The sequence below is a fragment of the Janibacter anophelis NBRC 107843 genome (assembly GCF_001570945.1).
In the GTDB taxonomy this organism is placed as follows: domain Bacteria; phylum Actinomycetota; class Actinomycetes; order Actinomycetales; family Dermatophilaceae; genus Janibacter; species Janibacter anophelis.
Genome location: NZ_BCSQ01000031.1, coordinates 18831 through 39786 on the forward strand (window position 1 = coordinate 18831; position 20956 = coordinate 39786).

General features: G+C 70.9%; 17 protein-coding genes and 1 pseudogene. 12 read left to right on the top strand and 6 right to left on the bottom strand.

Annotation, left to right across the window (positions count from 1 at the left end; genetic code table 11):
• The first annotated feature begins 63 nt into the window (after positions 1-63).
• The 7 genes from JAN01S_RS09715 (at position 64) to JAN01S_RS09745 (ending at position 4754) form a co-directional block, all read left to right on the top strand.
• Positions 64-1176 (top strand): ferrochelatase, encoded by a 1113-nt coding sequence (locus JAN01S_RS09715; protein WP_068317280.1) that lies wholly within the window; start codon positions 64-66, stop codon positions 1174-1176.
• Position 1177: 1 nt separating this feature from the next.
• Positions 1178-2038 (top strand): inositol monophosphatase family protein, encoded by an 861-nt coding sequence (locus JAN01S_RS09720; RefSeq protein ID WP_068317282.1) that lies wholly within the window; start codon positions 1178-1180, stop codon positions 2036-2038.
• Positions 2039-2169: 131 nt separating this feature from the next.
• Positions 2170-2469 (top strand): DUF4193 domain-containing protein, encoded by a 300-nt coding sequence (locus JAN01S_RS09725; protein ID WP_068317285.1) that lies wholly within the window; start codon positions 2170-2172, stop codon positions 2467-2469.
• Positions 2470-2472: 3 nt separating this feature from the next.
• Positions 2473-2955: a dUTP diphosphatase gene (dut, locus tag JAN01S_RS09730; RefSeq protein WP_068317288.1), complete on the top strand. Its 483-nt coding sequence runs from the start codon at positions 2473-2475 to the stop codon at positions 2953-2955.
• Complete coding sequence (locus tag JAN01S_RS09735) at positions 2952-3686, top strand: DUF3710 domain-containing protein (protein ID WP_084360145.1); 735 nt, start codon at positions 2952-2954, stop codon at positions 3684-3686. The genes dut and JAN01S_RS09735 overlap by 4 nt, the downstream gene beginning before the upstream one ends.
• Positions 3686-4051, top strand: a complete 366-nt coding sequence (locus tag JAN01S_RS09740; protein WP_068317291.1) for an OB-fold nucleic acid binding domain-containing protein — start codon at positions 3686-3688, stop codon at positions 4049-4051. The genes JAN01S_RS09735 and JAN01S_RS09740 overlap by 1 nt, the downstream gene beginning before the upstream one ends.
• Positions 4044-4754: a DUF3159 domain-containing protein gene (locus JAN01S_RS09745; protein WP_068317293.1), complete on the top strand. Its 711-nt coding sequence runs from the start codon at positions 4044-4046 to the stop codon at positions 4752-4754. Before JAN01S_RS09740 ends, JAN01S_RS09745 begins: the two co-directional genes overlap by 8 nt.
• A 169-nt stretch (positions 4755-4923) precedes the next feature.
• Here the strand turns inward: JAN01S_RS09745 and JAN01S_RS09750 are convergent, their stop codons facing one another.
• Both JAN01S_RS09750 and JAN01S_RS09755 read right to left on the bottom strand, forming a co-directional pair.
• On the bottom strand, positions 4924-5610 hold the full coding sequence (locus tag JAN01S_RS09750; RefSeq protein WP_068317296.1) for a potassium channel family protein: 687 nt from the start codon (positions 5608-5610) through the stop codon (positions 4924-4926).
• A gap of 2 nt (positions 5611-5612) precedes the next feature.
• Positions 5613-6278, bottom strand: coding sequence for a potassium channel family protein (locus tag JAN01S_RS09755; RefSeq protein WP_068317298.1), 666 nt, complete (start codon positions 6276-6278; stop codon positions 5613-5615).
• Between the two features lie 40 nt (positions 6279-6318).
• Here JAN01S_RS09755 and JAN01S_RS09760 point away from each other — a divergent pair, with 40 nt between their 5' ends.
• The 5 genes from JAN01S_RS09760 to dxs all read left to right on the top strand — a co-directional run bounded on the left by JAN01S_RS09760 (position 6319) and on the right by dxs (position 15123).
• Positions 6319-8328, top strand: a complete 2010-nt coding sequence (locus tag JAN01S_RS09760) for an APC family permease (protein WP_370670779.1) — start codon at positions 6319-6321, stop codon at positions 8326-8328.
• Positions 8325-9632: a class I SAM-dependent RNA methyltransferase gene (locus JAN01S_RS09765; RefSeq protein WP_068317300.1), complete on the top strand. Its 1308-nt coding sequence runs from the start codon at positions 8325-8327 to the stop codon at positions 9630-9632. The genes JAN01S_RS09760 and JAN01S_RS09765 overlap by 4 nt, the downstream gene beginning before the upstream one ends.
• Positions 9633-9742: 110 nt before the next feature.
• A complete protein-coding gene (locus tag JAN01S_RS09770; RefSeq protein WP_068317303.1) occupies positions 9743-12544 on the top strand; it encodes an aconitate hydratase in 2802 nt (933 codons plus the stop codon).
• Positions 12545-12713: 169 nt separating this feature from the next.
• Positions 12714-13157 carry a hypothetical protein gene (locus tag JAN01S_RS09775; protein WP_244884803.1) on the top strand — a complete coding sequence of 148 codons (444 nt, stop codon included), beginning with the start codon at positions 12714-12716 and terminating at the stop codon, positions 13155-13157.
• A gap of 103 nt (positions 13158-13260) precedes the next feature.
• Positions 13261-15123 (top strand): 1-deoxy-D-xylulose-5-phosphate synthase, encoded by a 1863-nt coding sequence (dxs, locus tag JAN01S_RS09780; protein WP_068317306.1) that lies wholly within the window; start codon positions 13261-13263, stop codon positions 15121-15123.
• A gap of 88 nt (positions 15124-15211) precedes the next feature.
• Here dxs and JAN01S_RS09785 read toward each other — a convergent pair whose 3' ends face one another.
• From JAN01S_RS09785 to JAN01S_RS09800, 4 genes and pseudogenes are all read right to left on the bottom strand, one after another.
• A complete protein-coding gene (locus JAN01S_RS09785; RefSeq protein WP_068317309.1) occupies positions 15212-16753 on the bottom strand; it encodes a helix-turn-helix domain-containing protein in 1542 nt (513 codons plus the stop codon).
• A 224-nt stretch (positions 16754-16977) separates the two neighbouring features.
• Positions 16978-17274: pseudogene (locus JAN01S_RS17570) on the bottom strand (ethanolamine utilization protein); the annotation flags it as partial.
• A 160-nt stretch (positions 17275-17434) separates the two neighbouring features.
• The gene (locus JAN01S_RS09795; RefSeq protein WP_068317316.1) at positions 17435-19507 is read right to left on the bottom strand and encodes a 3-hydroxyacyl-CoA dehydrogenase NAD-binding domain-containing protein; all 2073 of its coding nucleotides are present in this window, start codon (positions 19505-19507) and stop codon (positions 17435-17437) included.
• A gap of 2 nt (positions 19508-19509) precedes the next feature.
• The gene (locus tag JAN01S_RS09800; protein WP_068317320.1) at positions 19510-20721 is read right to left on the bottom strand and encodes a thiolase family protein; all 1212 of its coding nucleotides are present in this window, start codon (positions 20719-20721) and stop codon (positions 19510-19512) included.
• Positions 20722-20956: the final 235 nt, after the last annotated feature.

The window sequence follows — 20956 nt, forward strand, 5'->3', positions numbered from 1 at the left end:
CCGACTCTGCCACCTGCCCGGGCCGATCCGTGAGTGCACACGCCGCAGGGATACGTTGTGTCCATGTCCGACCAGGCCGCAGCGCACCCCCTTCGCCCCTACGATGCCGTGCTCGTGCAGTCCTTCGGAGGGCCCGAGGGGCCCGACGAGGTGCTGCCCTTCCTGCGGCGGGTCACCGCCGGCCGCGGTGTCCCCGACGAGCGGCTCGCCGAGGTGGGGGAGCACTACGACCGCGTCGGAGGGGTCAGCCCGCTGCCTGCGCTCAACCGGCGCCTCGTCGCGGACCTGACCGCCGAGCTCGCGGCGCGGGAGTGCCCTCTGCCGGTCGCCCTCGGCAACCGCAACTCCGCCCCCTTCGTCCCCGATGCGCTCGACGAGCTCTCCGCCGGTGGCGCCCGCCGGATCCTCGTCGTGCCGACGAGCGCCTGGCGCAGCTACTCCTCCTGCCGCCAGTACCGCGAGGGCCTGGCCGACGCGGTCGAAGGGAGGGAGGGACTGGTCCTCGACAAGGTGCGGCCCTTCGGCGAGCACCCGGGCTTCGCGGCGACGCTGGCCGCGGACACGCTCGCGGCCTCCCGTGCCGCGGTGGAGGCGGTCGGCGCCGACCGGGTCGCGCTGCTCTACGTCACCCACTCCATCCCCGATGCGATGGACGAGACCTCCGGACCCGGCGACGGCGACGGTCGCGCCTACTCCGCCGACCAGGCAGAGCTCGCGGCGGCGATCACGGCGGAGGTCGACACGGTCCTCGGGACCGACCTGCCCGCCGGGCTCTGCTTCTGCTCGCGGTCGGGCTCGCCGCGCACCCCGTGGCTCGAGCCCGACGTCAACGACCGGATGCGCGAGCTGGCCGACGAAGGGGAGATCGCGCACGTCGTCGTCGTGCCCATCGGCTTCATCTCCGACCACATGGAGGTCGTCCACGACCTCGACGTCGAGGCGGCCGCCACGGCCGCGGAGGTCGGTCTGGGGATGTCGCGCGTGCCCACGCCGGGCAGCGACAAGGCCTTCGTCACCGGTCTCGTCGACCTCATGCTCGAGCGCGCCGCCCAGGCGCGCGGCGAGCAGCCGGTGCGCCCCACGTGGCGCGACCTCGACTCGCACCCGGCGGTGTGCCCGGTCGGATGCTGCCCCAACCTGCGCGAGGCCCGGCCCGCGCTCTGCGGATCGGACTGAGATGACCCAGCTGCCTGTCGGGACCGACCCGGCCGAGCTCGCGCGCACCGCCCTGGCCGTCGCCGTCGAGGCCGGCGACCTCATCGTCGACGAGCGGCCGGCGCGTCTCGGCGTCGCCGAGACCAAGAGCTCGTCCACCGACGTCGTCACGGTGATGGACCAGCGCAGCCAGGACCACCTGCTCGCCCGCCTGGGCGAGCTGCGCCCGGACGACGGCTTCGCCGGTGAGGAGCGTGGCGGCCGCACGGGGGAGTCGGGCATCACCTGGGTCGTCGACCCGATCGACGGCACCGTCAACTACCTCTACGAGGTCCCCGCCTACTCCGTCTCCGTCGCGGCGGTCATCGGGGACCCGCGGACCGATGGCGCGTGGCAGCCGGTGGCCGGTGCCGTCGTCAACCCCGTGACGGGCGAGCGTTACTCGGCATGGCTCGGCGGCGGTGCCTGGCGGACCGTCGGCGACGCCGAGCAGCAGCGGCTGCAGGTCGCCGAGACCTCGCTCGCGCACGCGCTGTGCGGGACCGGGTTCGGCTACGACGCCGACCGCCGGGCCTGGCAGGCGGCCGTCCTCACGCACGTGCTGCCGCAGGTGCGTGACATCCGACGCTTCGGCAGCGCGGCGCTCGACCTGTGCCGGGTGGCCGAGGGCAGCCTCGACGTCTACTACGAGCGAGGTCTCAACCCGTGGGACATGGCCGCGGGCTGGCTGGTCGCCACGGAGGCCGGTGCGGTCGTCTCGGACCTGCTCGGTGGTGCGCCGAGGGCCGACATGACGATCGCGGCACCACCGGCGCTGCACGCCGCTCTGGGAGCCGTCCTGACGGACGCGGTGGAGCAGGTCGGGCCCGAGCGCGTTCGCTGATCGGGAACCGGGTGGCGCACGGCCCCGGGATGGGGCACAATCCGGCGCGCCGGGCACAAATCCAGCACCCGCTGCGTTGACGACGGCACCAGAGCTTTTTCAGCCCTCCAACCCCCAAGGAATCAGGAGAGATGGCGACCGATTACGACGCCCCTCGCAAGACCGACGACGATCTGTCCGAGGACTCCATCGAGGAGCTCAAGTCCCGTCGCGGTGACGCGACCTCCGCCAACGTCGACGTCGACGAGACCGAGATGGCCGAAGGCTTCGAGCTGCCCGGCGCGGACCTCTCCGGCGAGGAGATGTCCGTGCGGGTCGTGCCGCGCCAGGCGGACGAGTTCACCTGCACGAGCTGCTTCCTCGTCCACCACCGCAGCCAGCTGGCCAGCGACGGCAAGAACGGCCCGGTCTGCACCGAGTGCGCCGCGTGACCCGTGCCTGACGCACCCCGTCAGGTCGCGGTCCCGGTGCAGCTGGTGCACCCGGACGCGGTCCCCCCTTCGTACGCCCAGCACGGCGACGCAGGGGCGGACCTGACCTCCGTGGTCGAGCTGACGCTCGCGCCGGGGGAGCGCGCGCTCGTCCCCACGGGCATCGCGCTCGCCCTGCCGCACGGCTGGGTCGGTCTCGTGCACCCGCGATCGGGCCTGGCCGCCCGGCACGGGATCTCGGTCGTCAACGCACCGGGCACGGTCGACTCCGGCTACCGCGGCGAGATCATGGTCAACCTCATCAACCTCGACCCGGCCGAGCCGTTCGCGGTGCGCGTCGGGGACCGGATCGCCCAGCTGGTGCTGCAGGAAGTGGGCGAAGGGGAATTCCTCCCCGTCGATTCGCTTCCGTCCAGCCCACGGGGTGAGACTGGACATGGATCCACTGGGGGCTTCGGCCCAGAGTCGACGACAGGACGTAGATGATGTTCGGGCGCAAGAAGAAGACCGCAGCCGCTGACGAGGCGACCGAGCAGGACTCGACGACCACCGCGACGGACGCGGCCACTGCCTCCGACGCCGCTGAGGCGCCAGCCCGCGGACCGCGCGACATCGCCGACGTCTCCAACACCGACTCCCTCGTCGACCTCGGCGCGCTCCTGCTCGCCCCGGCCCCCGGGATCGAGCTGCGCCTCGAGGTCGACCAGAAGACCAATGACGTGACGGCCCTCCAGGTGGCCGACGACGACGGCGCCGTCCAGCTGCAGGTCTTCGCGGCCCCCCGCTCGGCGGGCATCTGGGACGACATCCGCGACGAGATCGCCGAGATGATCACCGGCAACGGCGGCACGGTCGACGAGGCCGACGGCCCCTTCGGCACCGAGCTGCTCACCCGCCTGGCCCAGCCCGGGCCCCAGGGCCGCACGGTCTTCGCGCCGGCGATCTTCGCCGGGGCTGAGGGCCCGCGCTGGTTCCTGCGTGCGGTCTACTCCGGATCGGCCGCCGTGGACGAGACCGCCCGGGCCCGCTTCGACGAGATGCTGCAGTCCGTCGTCGTGCGCCGTGGTGAGGAGCCGCGCGCGCCCCGCGAGATGCTCCCGCTGCAGATGCCGACCGCGCCGCAGGCGTCGGCGGAGACGGGCGACGAGGACGCGCAGGAGCAGGGCGACGACCTCAAGCCCTTCGAGCGCGGTCCCGAGATCACCGAGGTCCGCTGATGCCCTCCCTGCTGCGCCGGCTCGTCGACCTCGGGCGCTCCGACGACGACCTCGCGGCAGGGGAGCTGCGTGAGGCGGCCTCCGCCCACGGCTGCACGCCGATCGCCGCCGACACCGACCGGCAGGTCGTCACCGTCGCCGGCACTCTGACCGCCGTGACCCTGCGGCCGCGGGCGACCGTGCCCGCCCTCGTCGCCGAGCTCTACGACGGGTCGGCCACGGTCCAGCTCGTCTGGCTGGGTCGCCGCAGCATCCACGGCATCGAGCCGGGGGCCTACCTCAAGGCGACCGGGCTGCTGTGCCGACCCTCGGGGACCGCCACGATCTTCAACCCCTCCTACGAGCTGCTGCCCCACCATGGCTGAGCCCCCCGCGTCTGTCGCCGCCCCCGTCCACCCCACGGTCGAGGCACTCATCCGGCACCGTCTGGGCGAGGCCCTCGGTGGGCTGCGCGGGTCGCTCGAGGCGGCCGCGCCCATGCTCGTCTTCGTCATCGCGTGGTCGATCACCAAGGACCGCACGATCTCGCTCGGCTCCGCCGCCGCGCTGACCGTGCTGCTCGCCCTGGCCCGGATCGTCCAGCGCCAGACGCTGCAGTTCGTCCTCGGGTCGGTCATCGCGACGGGTCTGGCGGCCTTCTTCGCGCTGCGCTCGGGCGAGGCCGAGGACGCCTTCCTGCCCGGCATCCTCACCTCGTGCGCCTACCTCGTCGGGACCGTGCTGTCGGTGATCCTGCGGTGGCCGGTCATCGGCATCATGGTCGGCTTCGCCGACCAGGCCGCGGTCGCCGCCGGCGACCCCTTCCGCTGGCGCCGCAATGCCGCCGCGGTCAAGGTGTGCAGCCGCCTCACCCTCGTGCTCATCGCGGTCTACGCGATTCGGGTGGGCATCATGGGGCCGCTCTACCTCGCGGACAATGTCGCGGGACTGACGGTGACCAAGGTCGTGCTCGGCTGGCCGCTGTGGGCCGGAGCCGTCGCCATCATGGGCGCGATGCTCGTCAAGGGCCACACGCCCATCGACCCGGATGACGACCTCGTCCAGCCGGTCGACGTCGCCCGGGACTGACCCCCTTCGTCCGGGACTGACCCCCTTCGTCCGGCCCGAGGTCGCCGCCGGACCGCGCATCTCCCCGGGGAAATGCAACCACTTGACGTCAAGAGACTGCATCTGCCCGGGGAAATGCAACCACTTGACGTCGAGAGACTGCATTGCCGTAGGGCAATGCAGGGTCCGGTCAGGGGGTGGGGCGTTTGCGGCTGCGGCCGCCGGGGCGCATCATCGCCTCGAGCTCCGGCTCGGCCTCTGCGGTGGTGAGCAGGAGCAGCTCGTCGTGCGCCTCGAGGGAGTCGTCGGCGCTCGGGCCGATCGGTCGGCCGTCGCGGATGATGCCGACGAGCAGCGTGTCCTGGGGGAAGGCGATGTCACCGACGCGCCGACCCACGTTGGGGTTGTCGGCCGGCAGGGTGATCTCGGCCATCGCCGCGTTGCCCTGCTGGAAGTCGAAGATGCGCACGAGGTCGCCGACGCTCACGGCCTCCTCGACCAGCGCCGTCATCAGGCGTGGCGTCGACACCGCGACGTCGACGCCCCACGACTCGTCGAACATCCACTCGTTCTTGGGGTTGTTGACCCGGGCGACGGTGCGCGGCACACCGAACTCGGTCTTGGCGAGCAGCGAGACGACGAGGTTGGCCTTGTCGTCGCCGGTCGCGCAGACGACGACATCGCAGGTCTCGATCTGCGCCTCCTGCAGCGTGGACAGCTCGCAGGCGTCGCCGGAGAGCCAGCTGGCCTCGGCGACCTTGGCGACACGGGTCTCGTTGGCGTCCTTGTCGATGAGCAGGACGGAGTGCTCGTTCTGCAGCAACTCCTGGGCGATGGACCGACCGACCGAGCCGGCTCCGATGATGGCGACGCGCACGCTCAGACCTCCTGCGGTGGCTGGCCGTCGAGGATCCGCTCGACGTCGGGGATGCTCTCGCGACGGATGACGAGGTGGACGAGGTCGCCCTCCTGGTGGACCGTCTCCGGGCCGGGCAGGATGCCCTCGCCGAGCCGGGTCACGTAGGCGACCCGGGCCCCGGTCGCCTCCTCCATCGCCGTGAGGCGGTGGCCGACCCAGGCCGGTGAGACCTGGATCTCGGAGACGACGAGCTTGCCCGAGGCGTCGGTCATCTCGGTCGCCTCACCCTGGGGGAGCAGGCGGCGCAGGACCTGGTCGGCCGTCCAGCGCACCGTCGCGACGGTGGGGATGCCCAGCCGCTGGTAGACCTGCGCGCGGTCCGGGTCGTAGATGCGGGCGACGACGTGCTCGACGCCGAAGGTCTCGCGCGCCACCCGCGCCGCGAGGATGTTGGAGTTGTCACCGCTGGAGACGGCGGCGAAGGCGTAGGCGTCCCGGATGCCGGCCTGCTCGAGGGTGTCCCGGTCGAAGCCCACACCCGCGACGCGGCGGCCGTTGAACTCGCTGCCGAGCCGACGGAAGGCGGCGGGGTCCTGGTCGACGACGGCGACGTCGTGGCCGATGCGCTCGAGCGAGCGGGCGAGGGAGGCGCCGACGCGCCCGCAGCCCATGATGACGAAGTGCACGGCTCAGACGGTACCCCTCCTCGAGCAGGCCTACACTCGCGTGGTGTCTTCCGGACGACTCATCAAGCGCGTCCTCGTCGGACGTGCGATGCGCAGCGACCGTCTCGGCGAGACGTTGCTCCCCAAGCGCCTGGCGTTGCCCGTCTTCGCCAGTGACGCCCTCAGCTCCGTCGCCTACGCCCCCGACGAGATCCTGCTGACCCTCGGCCTCGCCGGCGGTGCGCTCGCGATGACCCACTCGTGGCCCGTCGCGCTCGCCGTCGTCGCGGTCATGGCAGTCGTCGTCGCCAGCTACCGGCAGAACGTGCACGCCTACCCCTCGGGGGGTGGTGACTACGAGATCGCCAGCACCAACCTCGGGCCCAAGGCGGGCCTGACCGTCGCCAGCGCGCTGCTCGTCGACTACGTGCTCACGGTCGCCGTGTCGATCTCGTCCGGGGTGCAGAACGCCGCGGCCGCCTTCCCCTGGATCCGGGGGAACGAGGTCCTCGCCGCGATCGCCCTCATCGCCGCGCTCACGGCGATGAACCTGCGTGGGGTCCGCGAGTCCGGCAAGGCCTTCGCGATCCCCACGTACCTCTTCATGTTCGCGGTGCTCGGCATGGCGCTCGTGGGGATCGTGCGCCGCACGACCGGGCACCTGCCCTCGGCCGAGAGCGCCTCGCTGACGCTCGCGCCGGAGCCCGGCATGGAGCAGCTCGGCACGCTCGCCATGGCCTTCCTGCTGCTGCGCGCGTTCAGTTCCGGCGCAGCGGCCCTCACCGGTGTCGAGGCGATCAGCAACGGCGTCCCGGCCTTCCGCAAGCCCAAGAGCAAGAACGCCGCGACCACGCTGCTGCTCATGGGTGCCGTGTCAATCACGATGCTCATGTCGATGATCGCGCTCGCCACGTGGACCGGCGTCAAGATCGCCGACGACCCGGCGCAGCAGCTGCTGCGCGACGGCGTGCCCGTCGGCGAGGAGTACGTCCAGCACACGGTCATGGCACAGGTCGCCGGGGCGGTCTTCGAGGGGTTCCCCGCCGGTGTCGTCGTCGTCGCGATCGTCACCGGCCTGATCCTCGTGCTCGCGGCCAACACCGCCTTCAACGGATTCCCCGTCCTCGGCTCGATCCTGGCGCGCGACGGCTACCTGCCGCGCCAGCTGCACACCCGCGGTGACCGGCTGGCCTTCTCCAACGGCATCCTGCTGCTCGCCGGTGCGGCGGGCCTGCTCGTCGTGATCTTCGACGCCAGCGTCACCCGCCTCATCCAGCTGTACATCGTCGGGGTCTTCGTCTCCTTCACCCTGAGCCAGATCGGCATGGTGCGGCACTGGAACCGGCACCTGGCCGTGGAGAAGGACCGCTCGGCCCAGCGCGGGATGATGCGCCGTCGCGCGATCAACGCCGTGGGCGCGGTGATGTCCGGCACCGTCCTCGTCGTCGTCATCCTCACGAAGTTCACCCACGGTGCGGGCTTCGCGATCGCCGCCATGGCCGCCCTCTTCGTCCTCATGGGGGCGATCAGCCGCCACTACCAGCATGTCAGTGACGAGCTCGCGGTGGCCGAAGACGACACCCGGCACCAGCTGCTCCCTTCGCGGGTCCACGCGATCGTCCTCGTGAGCACGATCCACCGCCCCGCTCTGCGGGCCCTCGCCTACGCCACGGCGACGCGTCCCTCCAGGCTCGAGGCGGTCACGGTCGACGTCGACCCGGAGGCGACCCGCGCGCTGCAGGAGGAGTGGGACCGGCGGGGGATCCCCGTGCCGCTCAAGGCGCTGGACTCGCCCTACCGCGAGATCACCCGGCCGGTCGTCGACTACGTCAAGTCGATCCGCTCCGGCAACCCACGGGACCTCGTCGTCGTCTACATCCCGCAGTACGTGCTCGGCCACTGGTGGGAGCAGGCGCTGCACAACCAGTCGGCGCTGCGGCTGCGCAGCCGCCTGATCTTCACACCGGGGGTCATGGTCTCCTCGGTGCCGTGGCAGCTGGCCAGCTCGGCCGGTGCCGAGGAACGCATGGACGGCCCCGTGGCCGGCGACGTACGACGAGGTGGAGCATGACGGGTCCGGAGGCGGACGAACTGACGGTGGGCGACGAGGTCGACGTGGAGGTCGGCCCCATCGCGCACGGCGGGCACTGCGTGGCCCGCCACGAGGGCCGGGTGCTCTTCGTAAGGCACACCCTGCCCGGCGAGCGGGTGCGCGCCCGGATCACCGAAGGGGGTCCCGGTGACCGATTCCTGCGGGCGGACGCCGTCGAGGTCCTCACCGCCTCCCCGGACCGCGTGCCGGTGCGGTGTCCCGTCGCCGGGCCCGGCAGGTGCGGCGGCTGCGACTTCCAGCACGTGAGCACCGAGCACCAGCGCCGGCTGAAGGCCGACGTCGTCGCCGAGCAGCTGCAGCGGCTCGCCGGCATCGAGCGCGAGGTCCTCGTCGAACCGCTCGACGACGAGGACGGGCTGCGCTACCGCACCCGGGTCGAGTTCGCCGTGGTGGACGGTCGGGTCGGCCTGCGCCGGCACCGCAGCCACGAGGTCGTGCCGGTCACCGGGTGCCCGATCGCCGTGCCCGAGATCGACGAGGCGCTCGTGGAGACCCTCGCCGACGTGGAGCGCACCCGCGGCGAGCTCGACGGCATCAGCGCCCTCGACATCGTGGTCCCGTCCGCGGAGGCGGACACCGTCGTCGTCGAGGTCCCCACCGAGGAGCCCACCCCGCCGATCGCCATCACCGAGCGGGTCGCGACGCCGGCGGGGGAGCGGGTACTGGGTGTGGACGCCCGGGGATTCTGGCAGGTGCACCGCGATGCCCCGCGCGCGTTCGTCGGCGCCGTCCTGGCCGCCGCTGACGTGCGTCCGGGGGAGCGGGTCCTCGACCTGTACTCCGGTGTGGGCCTGCTGTCCGTCCCGCTCGCCGAGGCGGTCGGCCCCGACGGCCAGCTGATCGCGGTCGAGTCCGACCGTCGCGCGACCGAGCACCTGCGCGACAACCTCGCGGCGACCCCGCAGGCACTCGTCGTCTGCGGTCGGGTCGACGACCTCTTCGGTGTCCCGCGCAGGGGGCGCCGTCGCGGCCCGCGTCGCCCCGCCCGCTCCGACCTGCTGCCCCCGAGCGCCGACGTCGTCGTCCTCGATCCACCCCGCACCGGGGCGGGCCGCGGGGTCGTGGAGGCGCTGACCTCCCTTCGTCCCCGGCGCCTGGTGTACGTCGCCTGCGACCCGGCGGCGCTCGCCCGGGACACCGGCTACCTGACCGGGCTCGGGTACGACCTGACGGGCCTGCGGGCCCTGGACGCCTTCCCCATGACGCACCACGTCGAGTGCGTGGCGACCTTCGAGCCGAAGGGGGAGGACGCGCGCCCGTGACGTGGCGCACGTTTTGGGGAAGAGTGGCGGGGGAACGGGCCGGAGGACCGGGCGTCACCGGCTGTGATAGTTTTATCTTGACGTCAAGATAACCAACAGAGGAGTCGACTGTGGCCAGTGCGAACACCTTCAACGCCAAGGACCAGCTCACCGTCGGTGACGAGTCCTACGAGATCTACCGGATCGACAAGGTCGAGGGATCCGCGGACCTGCCCTACAGCCTCAAGGTGCTGCTCGAGAACCAGCTGCGCACCGAGGACGGCGAGAACGTCACCGCCGATCACATCACCGCGCTCGGCTCCTGGGACAAGGACGCCCAGCCGAGCACCGAGATCCAGTTCACGCCCGCCCGCGTGATCATGCAGGACTTCACCGGCGTCCCCTGCGTCGTCGACCTCGCCACGATGCGCGAGGCCGTCGCCGAGCTCGGTGGCGACCCGACGAAGATCAACCCGCTCGCCCCCGCCGAGCTGGTCATCGACCACTCCGTGCAGATCGACGAGTTCGGCACCGCCGGCGCCTTCGCGCACAACGTCGACCTCGAGTACGAGCGCAACAACGAGCGCTACCAGTTCCTGCGCTGGGGCCAGACCGCCTTCGACGACTTCAAGGTCGTCCCCCCGGGCACCGGCATCGTCCACCAGGTCAACATCGAGCACCTGGCCCGCGTCACGATGACCCGCGACGGCGTCGCCTACCCCGACACCTGCGTCGGCACCGACTCGCACACGACGATGGAGAACGGCCTGGGCGTCCTGGGCTGGGGCGTCGGCGGCATCGAGGCCGAGGCCGCGATGCTCGGCCAGCCGGTCTCCATGCTCATCCCGCGCGTCGTCGGCTTCAAGCTCTCCGGGGCGATCCCGGCCGGCGCGACCGCGACCGACGTCGTGCTGACGATCACCGAGATGCTGCGCGACCACGGTGTGGTCGGCAAGTTCGTCGAGTTCTACGGCGAGGGCGTCGCCGAGGTGCCGCTGGCCAACCGCGCGACGATCGGCAACATGAGCCCCGAGTTCGGCTCCACCGCCGCGATGTTCCCCATCGACGACGTCACCCTCGAGTACCTGCGCCTCACCGGTCGCTCCGAGCAGCAGGTCGCGCTCGTCGAGGCCTACGCCAAGGCCCAGGGCATGTGGCTCGACCCGGCCGTCGAGCCGCGCTTCTCCGAGTACCTCGAGCTCGACCTGTCCACGGTCGTGCCCTCGATCGCCGGCCCGAAGCGTCCCCAGGACCGCATCGAGGTCAGCAAGGCCAAGGAGCAGTTCCGCGGCGACCTGAAGAACTACGTCGTCGACGGCAACGGCATCGAGAAGTCCTCGGTCGACCAGGAGCTGCGCGACACCTTCCCGGCGTCCGACGCCCCGAGCCACGACGCGCACGAGGCGTCCGAGGCCGCCGGCCGGCCGGAGCACTCCGAGCCGCGCGCCAACGGTGACCGCGCCTCCAACCCGGCCAAGGTCGTCATCGACGGCGCCGAGGTCGAGGTCGACCACGGCCACGTCGTCATCGCCTCGATCACCAGCTGCACCAACACGTCCAACCCGTCGGTGATGATGGCGGCCGCGATGCTCGCCAAGAACGCCGTCGAGCGCGGCCTGCAGGTCAAGCCGTGGGTCAAGACCTCCATGGCCCCCGGGTCCAAGGTCGTCACGTCGTACTACGAGAAGGCCGGCATGTGGCCCTACCTCGAGAAGCTCGGCTACCACCTCGTCGGCTACGGCTGCACCACCTGCATCGGCAACTCCGGCCCGATCATCGAGGAGGTCTCGCAGGCGGTCAACGCCAACGACCTCGCCGTGACCTCGGTGCTGTCCGGCAACCGCAACTTCGAGGGGCGCATCAACCCCGACGTGAAGATGAACTACCTCGCGTCGCCGCCCCTCGTCATCGCCTACGCCCTCGCCGGCACGATGGACTTCGACTTCGAGTCCGAGGCGCTGGGCCAGGACACCGACGGCAACGACGTCTTCCTCAAGGACATCTGGCCGGCCCCGGCCGACGTCCAGTCCGTCATCGACGAGGCCGTCAACCAGGAGATGTTCGTCGAGAAGTACGCCGACGTCTTCGCCGGTGACGAGCGCTGGACCTCGCTCGAGACGCCCGAGGGCAACACCTTCGAGTGGGCCCAGGAGTCGACCTACGTGCGCAAGCCCCCGTACTTCGAGGGCATGACGATGGAGCTCGACGAGGTCCAGGACATCTCCGGTGCCCGCGTCCTCGCGCTGCTCGGTGACTCGGTGACCACCGACCACATCAGCCCGGCCGGCGCGATCAAGGCCGACAGCCCGGCGGGCGTCTACCTCGCCGAGCACGGTGTGGAGCGCAAGGACTTCAACTCCTACGGCTCGCGCCGTGGCAACCACGAGGTGATGATCCGCGGCACCTTCGCCAACATCCGACTGAAGAACCTGCTGCTCGACGGTGTCGAGGGTGGCTTCACCCGCGACTTCACCAATGGTGGCGAGCAGACGACGATCTTCGAGGCGTCGGAGAAGTACATCGAGGCCGGCATCCCGCTCGTCGTCCTCGCGGGCAAGGAGTACGGCTCGGGTTCGTCGCGTGACTGGGCGGCCAAGGGCACCGCGCTGCTGGGCGTCCGGGCCGTCATCGCGCAGTCCTACGAGCGCATCCACCGCTCCAACCTCATCGGCATGGGCGTCGTCCCGCTCCAGTTCCCCGAGGGGCAGAGCGCGGAGTCGCTCGGCCTGGACGGCACGGAGACCTTCGACATCGCGGGCATCACCGAGCTCAACAACGGCTCGACGCCCAAGACGGTCAAGGTCACGGCGACCAAGGACGGTGGGGAGGTCGTTGAGTTCGACGCGGTCGTGCGCATCGACACCCCCGGCGAGGCGGACTACTACCGCAACGGCGGCATCCTGCAGTACGTGCTGCGGTCGCTCGTCGGCTGACCTCTCCTGCGAGACGGCGCTGGCGCGCCTCCTCGGGGAGCGTGCGCGAAGGGGGTCGTCCACCATCCGGTGGGCGGCCCCCTTCGTCGTGCCGTCCCTGTCGTTCGCATTTCCCTAGGGAGATGCGCGGGGTGGTGGGCCGTCGCCGCGGCGACGTACACTCGAACACATGTTCGACCAGACCTCCCGTCCGCCGGTGCGGACGGCGCTGCCCGGGTCGCCGGGGGCGCGGACCGCTGCGGCCGGGGCGAAGGGGGGACCCCCTGGGTGGCCGGACCGCGTGCCACCACCCGCGGTGCGGGGGTGGCAGTCGGCGGCGGTCTCGTGGCTGCTCGACCTGTGCCCGCCCGACTACCGCGGGCATGCGGTGCTGCGTCGGCACCCGGCCGCGCTGGCCTGGCTCGCCGACCTGCACGTCGCGGCGCAGGTCGACGCGATGCGGCAGGCATACCGGACGGTGCGCGTCGACCTGGCGGAGTCGTTGCCCGAGGGCACGATCGACGCCCTGCTCGTGGCGCTCGAGCACGAGGGCCTGCGGCTGCGGTCCGCGCAGCGGAGCATCCTGCTCATCCGGGAGGCGCTCGACGGGAGCGTCTTCGTCGACCGGCTGTGACCCCCTTCGTCCGACGTGGTGACAGGCTGGGTAGGTCACAGCCACTTCCCAGTGCTGCGGACGTAGACTCGTGCGGTCCCCGACCCTTGGAAGGAAGCCCAGCGTGGCAGTCCTCGAGACGATCACCTCACCCGCCGACCTCAAGCGCCTGCCCGCAGAGCAGCTCGAGACCCTCGCGGAGGAGATCCGAGCCTTCCTCGTCGCCGAGGTCTCCCGCAGCGGCGGACACCTCGGGCCCAACCTCGGGGTCGTCGAGCTGACGATCGCGCTGCACCGCGTCTTCGACAGCCCGAGTGACACGGTCGTCTTCGACACCGGCCACCAGTCCTACGTGCACAAGCTGCTCACGGGTCGACAGGACTTCGGCGGGCTGCGCACCCGCGGCGGGATGTCGGGGTACCCGAGCCGCGCGGAGTCGCCCCACGACGTCGTGGAGAACAGCCACGCGTCAACCTCCCTGTCGTGGGCCGAGGGCATCGCCAAGGGCTACCGCCTGCGCGGCGAGGAGCGGCACGCGGTCGCCGTCATCGGCGACGGCGCCCTGACCGGCGGCATGGCCTGGGAGGCGCTCAACAACATCGCCGCCGACAAGGACCTGCCTCTCGTCATCATCGTCAACGACAACGAGCGCTCCTACGCGCCGACGATCGGCGGGCTCGCCGACCACCTCGCGATGCTGCGCACCAACCGTCAGTACGAGCAGGTGCTCGACTGGGGCAAGGACAAGCTCAACCGCACGCCCGTCGTCGGTCGGGCCGCCTACCAGGCCTTCCACTCGATGAAGAAGGGCGCCAAGGACTTCTGGGCCCCGCAGGGGATGTTCGAGGACCTCGGCATCAAGTACGTCGGACCGGTCGACGGCCACGACGAGACGAGCGTCGAGCAGGCGCTGCGTCGGGCCCGCGCCTTCGGCGGCCCGGTGCTCGTGCACGTCATCACGCAGAAGGGGCGCGGCTACGAGCACGCGTGCAACGACGTCGCCGACCAGTTCCACGCCGTCGGCAAGATCAACCCCGAGACCGGCCTGCCGCTGGAGATCTCCGGGCGCTCCTGGACCGACGAGTTCAGCGACGAGATGCTCGCGCTGGGGGAGCGACGCCCCGACGTCGTCGCGATCACCGCGGCGATGATGATGCCGGTGGGGCTGCAACCCTTCGCCGACGCCCATCCCGACCGGATCTTCGACGTGGGCATCGCCGAGCAGCACGCGACGACGATGGCCGCCGGGCTCGCCTTCGCCGGCATGCACCCCGTCGTCGCGATCTACGCGACCTTCTTGAACCGCGCCTTCGACCAGCTGCTCATGGACTGCGCGATGCACAAGGCCGGCGTGACCTTCGTGCTCGACCGCTCGGGCGTCACCGGGCCGGACGGCGCGAGCCACCACGGCATGTGGGACATGTCCCTCGTTGCCCTCGTCCCGGGACTGCGCCTGGCCGCCCCGCGCGACGGGCACCAGATCCGGCTGGCGCTGCGCGAGGCCGTCGAGGTCGACGACGCACCCACCGTCATCCGCTTCCCCAAGGGCAGCGTCGCGGAGCCGATCGAGGCCACGGCCACGATCGACGGCCTCGACGTGCTCGCCGGTGACCCCGAGGTCGACCCCGAGGTCCTCGTCGTCGCCGTCGGTGCCATGGCCGCGACCGCGACGACCGTCGCCGAGAAGTTGGCCGCCGAGGGGCACCCGACCCTCGTCGTCGACCCCCGGTGGGTCCTGCCCGTGCCCGAGGCGCTCGTCGAGCTGTCGCGCCGCGCCGGTCGCGTGGCGGTCATTGAGGACAACAATGTCGCCGGCGGTGTCGGTGGCGAGGTCGCCCGCGCGCTCGACGAGGCGGGCGTGGCCGTGCCCGTGCACCGCTTCGGCCTGCCCAAGCAGTTCATCGACCACGCCTCCCGGGCACAGGTGCTCGAGAGCGTGGGGCTGGCTCCCGACCCGATCGTCGAGCGGGTGCGCGCGCACCTCTGACGGGTCACCGCGATCTCCTCGGGCGTTGTGACGAAGGGAGGGCCCCACCGGTGATCCGGTGGGGCCCTCTCCTCGTGCGCTCGGGTCGTCAGCCGATGTCGCGGAAGGGCTGCACGCTCGCACCCAGCGCGTTGAGGCGCTCGGCGAGGTCCTCGTAGCCGCGGTGGATGACGTACACGTTGCGCAGGTACGACGTGCCCGGCGCGGCGAGCATCGCCAGCAGGACGACGACGCCCGGACGCAACGCCGGCGGGCAGGTGACCTCGTTGGCGCGCCAGCGGTTGGGGCCCTCGACGAGGACGCGGTGGGGGTCCATCAGCGTGACCTTGCCGCCGATCTTGTTCAGCTCGGTCAGGTAGATCGCCCGGTTGTCGTAGACCCAGTCGTGGATCGTCGTCGTCCCCTCGGCGCAGGCGGCGATGAGCGCGAAGAAGGGCAGGTTGTCGATGTTCAGCCCCGGGAAGGGCATCGGGTGGATCTTGTCGATCGGCGCCTTGAGCGGCCCGGGGTGGGTCGTGATGTCGACCAGTCGCGTGCGGCCGTTGTGGGCGAGGTACTCCTCGGAGAGCGAGTACTGCATGCCCATGCCGGCGAGCGTCGCGAGCTCGATCTCGAGGAACTCGATGGGGGAGCGTCGGATGGTGATCTCGGACTTGGTGACGACCGCCGCGGCGATCAGGCTCATCGCCTCGATCGGGTCCTCGCTGGGGGAGTACTCGACGTCGACGTCGATGTGCTCCCGGCCGACGACCTCGAGGGTCGTGGTGCCAATGCCCTGGACCTGGACGCCGAGCTTCTCGAGGAAGAAGCACAGGTCCTGGACCATGTAGTTGGGGGAGGCATTGCGGATCGTCGTGCGGCCCGGGTGCCGGGCCGCGGCCATCAGCGCGTTCTCCGTCACGGTGTCGCCGCGCTCGGTCAGGATGATCGTCTTGTCGGCGGCGTCCTGGCCGGTGACCTTGGCCTCGTACCAGCCCTGCGTGGCGGTGACGTCCAGGCCGAAGTGCGTCAGGGAAGTCATGTGCGGCTCGACGGTGCGCGTGCCGAGGTCGCAGCCGCCGGCGTAGGGCAGGCGGAAGTTGTCGAACTCGTGCAGCAGCGGCCCGAGGAACATGATGACGGTGCGGGTGCGGCGGGCCGCGGCCTCGTCCATGCCGTCGAGGTCGATCCGCTCCGGCGGAATGATCTCCAGGTCAGCGCTGTCGGGCAGCCACCGGGTCTTGACCCCGATGGAGTCGAGCACCTCGAGGATGCGGTTGACCTCCTCGATGCGCGCGAGGTTGCGCAGCGTGGTGCGGCCCCGGTTGAGCAGGGAGGCGCACAGCAGCGCGACGGCAGCGTTCTTGCTCGTCTTGACGTCGATGGCGCCGGAGAGGGTGCGACCGCCCTCGATCTTCAGGTGGACGGCGCCGCTGCTCGACGTGCGGGTCAGGGCGACCAGCTCGGTGTCGAGGGCCTCGCTGATGCGGGCGAGGTTGTCGAGGGTGAGGTTCTGCCCCCCGGCCTCGATGCGCGCGACGGCGCTCTGGCTCGTCTCGAGCTTGGTGGCGAGGTCGGCTTGGGACAGGCCAGCGCGGTGACGCGCCTCCTTGATCGTCGTGCCGATCCGGGCGAGGTAGTCATCAGACATACCAACCACGGTAACCCATATATGAGATAGGTGCCGCCCGTCGTCGTTCCCCGCGTGTCGCCGGTCAGCGCGATCGCCGCCTTCGCCTGCTGCGGATTCCGCCATCCTGGCATGGGAGGCCGGGATCGTTGCGGTCCTTCCCGACTCACCTCATACCACCACCACTTCGTCGCCACCGACGTCACGACAGACCGGAGCGAGATGTCATCACACGCGCAGCTGCCTCAGGCAACGACGGTGTCCACCCTCGAGACGGCAGCAGCCTCTTCGAGCGCAGTGGCCAGATAACGTGCCGAAGCGCTCGTGGACGAACCAGCGACCTCTGCTGGAGTGCCAGCCGCGACGACCTGTCCGCCGTCGCCCCCAGCACCGGGCCCGAGATCGATGACGTGATCGGACTGTGCGATGACTCGCATGTCGAGCTCGACCATGACCACGGTGTTCCCGGCGTCCACGAGTGATTGCAGGTGAGCTACGAGCCGGTCGGTATCGGCGCAGTGCAATCCTGAAGATCGCTGGTCACCGCCAGGCCCCTCGGCCCTTCTTCACGTCGAAACGACCGTGGTCCTCGCAACTCCTCGGACGCAGGAGTTGCGAGGACCACGAGAAGCGAAGGTCGTCGTCGGGACCTCCCCTTCGACATGTCGGAAGCCGGTCAGGCCTCGTCATGCTGCCAACGCATCAGGCCGGGACGCTGGCCACACCCTTCGGCAGGAAGCGCTGCCCGGTGACCTTCTCCGAGACGCCCTCACGGTCCAGGAGCGGCGTGAGGCCACCGTTCCAGAATTGGAAGCCGGCGCCGGTGATCATCGCGAGGTCGATGTCCATCGGGGCCTGTGCGACACCGTCGTCGAGCATCGTGCGCACCTCCTCGGCGAGGACGCCGAGGACCCGCTCACGGACCTGCTGCGCGGTCAGCTCAACCGGCGACTCGGGGGCGGTGAGCAGCTCGGCCACACCTTCGTCGTCGTAGGAGCGCTTACCGGCCTCGACGAGCGCCTTGAGGTTGGGCGAGACGTAGAAGCGCTCGCCGAGCTCACGGTGCAGCGTCTCGCTGTTGTGCAGCGCGATCGCCGGGCCGACGAGCCCGACGAGGACCAGCGGCGGCATCGGGGCCAGGCCCGCGATGCCCTCGTTTGCGACCTCGACCGCAGTGCCCTCGTCGACGATCTTGGAGAACTCGCCCATGAAGCGGCCGAGCAGTCGGTTGGCGATGAAGGAGGGGCTGTCCTTGACGAGGATGCAGGTCTTCTTCAGGCCCTTGCCGGTGGCGAAGGCCGTCGCGAGCGCCGCGTCGTCCGTCCGCTCGCCCGGGATGATCTCGAGCAGCGGCATGACGGCCACCGGGTTGAAGAAGTGGAAGCCCACGACCCGCTCCGGGTGCTCCAGGTCTGACGCCATCTCGGTGATCGACAGCGACGAGGTGTTGGAGGCGAGCACGCACTCGGGCGTGACGACCTGCTCGACCTCGGCCCAGACCTTCTTCTTGACGCCCATCTCCTCGAAGACGGCCTCGATGACGAAGTCCGCGTCGGCGAAGCCCTCCTTGCTCGTGGAGCCGGTGATGAGGGCCTTGAGCTGGTTGGCCTTGTCCTGGGTGATCTTGCCCTTGGCGAGGGACTTGTCGATCTCGCCGTGGACGTAGGCGACGCCCTTGTCCACGCGCTCCTGGTCGAGGTCGGTCATGATGACCGGCACCTTGAGCGAGCGGATGAAGAGCATCGCCAGCTGGCTGGCCATGAGACCGGCGCCGACGATGCCGACCTTGCCGACCGGGCGGGCCAGCGACTTGTCGGGGGCACCCGCCGGTCGCTTCGCGCGCTTCTGCACGAGGTCGAAGGAGTACAGGCCGGCGCGCAGCTCGTCACCCATGAGGAGGTCAGCCAGGGCCTCGTCCTCGGCGGCGAAGGCGGCGTCGCGCTCAGCGGTGCGCGCGGCCGTGACGAGCTCGATGGCCCGGTAGGGCGAAGGGGACTTCCCCGCGGTCTTCGCGTCGGCCAGCTGCGTGGCGGCCGCGGCGGCGGCCTCCCAGACGGCGGCGTCGTCGCTCACCGGCTCGCGCTCGACCTTCGTCTCGCCGGTGAGGACTCCAGCCGCCCAGATGATCGACTGCTCGAGGAAGTCGGCGCCGTCGAGGAGCGCGTCGGCGAGGCCGAGCTTCGCCGCGGCCGGGCCGTTCAGCATCCGGTTGGTGTTGAGCGGGTTCTCGACGATGACCTTGAGGGCCTTCTCCGGGCCGACGAGGCGGGGGAGCAGGTAGCAGCCGCCCCAGCCGGGCACGAGACCGAGGAAGACCTCGGGCAGCGCGATGGCCGGCACGGCCTTGCTCATCGTGCGGTAGTCGCAGGCCAGCGACAGTTCGACGCCACCGCCCATCGCCGCGCCGTTGACGAAGGCGAAGGTCGGCACTGGCAGGTCCATGACCGCCGCGTAGGCGGCGTGGCCGGCGCGGGCGATCTCGAGGGCCTGCTCACGGGAGGCGACGCCCGGGACGCCGGAGAGGTCGGCGCCGACGGCGAAGATGAAGGGCTTGCCCGTGACGGCGACGGCGACGATCTCGCCGGCCTCCGCGCGCTGCTGCAGCGTCGCGACGGCGGCGCTCAGACCGGCCATGCCCTCGAGGCCGAAGGTGTTGGGCTTGGTGTGGTCGTGGCCGTTGTCCAGCGTGATGAGGGCCAGCGTGCCGCCGTCGGCGGGGAGCTGGACGTCCTGGACGAGGGCGCGGGTGACGACCTCGGGCTTGGGCTCGCTCATGCTCAGTTCTCCTTGCCGTAGTCGGCGTGGTGCGGGTTTTCCCAGATGACGGCGCCACCCATGCCGATGCCGATGCACATGGCGGTCATGCCGTAGCGGACGCTCGGGTCCTCGGCGAACTGGCGGGCCAGCTGGGTCATCAGACGCACGCCGGAGGAAGCCAGCGGGTGGCCGGTCGCGATGGCACCGCCGTAGCGGTTGACCTTGTCGGAGTCGTCGGCGATGCCGAAGTGCTCGAGGAAGGCGAGCACCTGCACGGCGAAGGCCTCGTTGAGCTCGAAGAGGTCGATGTCGTCGATGGTCAGGCCGGCCTTGGCCAGGGCCTTCTCGGCGGCGGGGACCGGGCCGTAACCCATGACCTCCGGCTCGACGCCGACGAAGGCGAACTCGACCAGACGCATGCCGACGGGCAGACCGAGCTCCTGCGCGGTCTCCTCGGCCGCGAGGATGCAGGCCGTCGCGCCGTCGTTGAGGCCGGCCGCATTGCCGGCGGTGACGTTGCCGTGCGGGCGGAAGGGGGTCTTCAGGCCCTTGAGGGACTCGAGCGTCGTCTGCGGGCGCGGCGGCTCGTCGGCGGTGGCCAGCCCCCAGCCCTTGTCGGCGTGACGGGTGGCGGTCGGGACGAGGTCGGGCTGGATCTTGCCGTCCTCGTAGGCCTGGGCGAGCTTGCGCTGGCTGTTGACCGCGAACTCGTCCGAGCGCTCCTTGGTGAGCGTCGGGTAGCGGTCGTGCAGGTTTTCGGCCGTCTTGCCCATGACGAGCGCGGAGGGGTCGACGAGCTTTTCGGCGACGACGCGCGGGTTGGGGTCGACGCCCTCACCCATGGGGTGACGGCCCATGTGCTCGACGCCACCGGCGACGGCGACGTCGATGGAGCCGAAGGAGATGGCGCCGGCGATGTTGGTGACCGCGGTCATCGCGCCGGCGCACATGCGGTCGACGGAGTAGCCGGGGGTGGTGTTGGGCAGGCCCGAGAGGAGCGAGGCCATGCGGCCCAGGGTCAGTCCCTGGTCGCCGATCTGGGTCGTCGCGGCGATGGCGACCTCTTCGACCCGCTCCGGCGGCAGCTCGGGGTGGCGGCGCATGAGCTCGCGGATGCAGTTGATGACCAGGTCGTCGGCGCGGGTCTGGGCGTACATGCCCTTCTCCCCGGCCTTGCCGAACGGCGTGCGAACGCCGTCGACGAAGACGACCTCACGTGAAGTGCGGGGCACGGTGGGCCTCTCTGTCGTGGTGCAGGAGCAGCCGGGTGGTTCCACCCGACGCCTCTGAGGCTACTAAGCGCTTGCTCACCTGCGACAGATGCGCCTCGCGTGACCCCGCCCACGTTCCACGTCCGGCCCGCTCCCTGAGGAGGCCGCCTGCGGCCGTCTTGCCCATCCGCTCCCTGAGGAGGCCGCCTGCGGCGTCCCCCTTCGCTCCCTGAGGAGGCCGCCTGCGGCCGTCTTG

Excerpts from the sequence above, each read along its gene's own strand:
- JAN01S_RS09715 (WP_068317280.1), top strand. The coding sequence starts at position 64 with ATGTCCGACCAGGCCGCAGCGCACCCCCTTCGCCCCTACGATGCCGTG.
- JAN01S_RS09720 (WP_068317282.1), top strand. The coding sequence starts at position 1,178 with ATGACCCAGCTGCCTGTCGGGACCGACCCGGCCGAGCTCGCGCGCACC.
- JAN01S_RS09725 (WP_068317285.1), top strand. The coding sequence starts at position 2,170 with ATGGCGACCGATTACGACGCCCCTCGCAAGACCGACGACGATCTGTCC.
- JAN01S_RS09735 (WP_084360145.1), top strand. The coding sequence starts at position 2,952 with ATGATGTTCGGGCGCAAGAAGAAGACCGCAGCCGCTGACGAGGCGACC.
- JAN01S_RS09740 (WP_068317291.1), top strand. The coding sequence starts at position 3,686 with ATGCCCTCCCTGCTGCGCCGGCTCGTCGACCTCGGGCGCTCCGACGAC.
- JAN01S_RS09745 (WP_068317293.1), top strand. The coding sequence starts at position 4,044 with ATGGCTGAGCCCCCCGCGTCTGTCGCCGCCCCCGTCCACCCCACGGTC.
- JAN01S_RS09765 (WP_068317300.1), top strand. The coding sequence starts at position 8,325 with ATGACGGGTCCGGAGGCGGACGAACTGACGGTGGGCGACGAGGTCGAC.
- JAN01S_RS09775 (WP_244884803.1), top strand. The coding sequence starts at position 12,714 with ATGTTCGACCAGACCTCCCGTCCGCCGGTGCGGACGGCGCTGCCCGGG.
- JAN01S_RS09785 (WP_068317309.1), bottom strand. The coding sequence starts at position 16,753 with ATGTCTGATGACTACCTCGCCCGGATCGGCACGACGATCAAGGAGGCG.
- JAN01S_RS09795 (WP_068317316.1), bottom strand. The coding sequence starts at position 19,507 with ATGAGCGAGCCCAAGCCCGAGGTCGTCACCCGCGCCCTCGTCCAGGAC.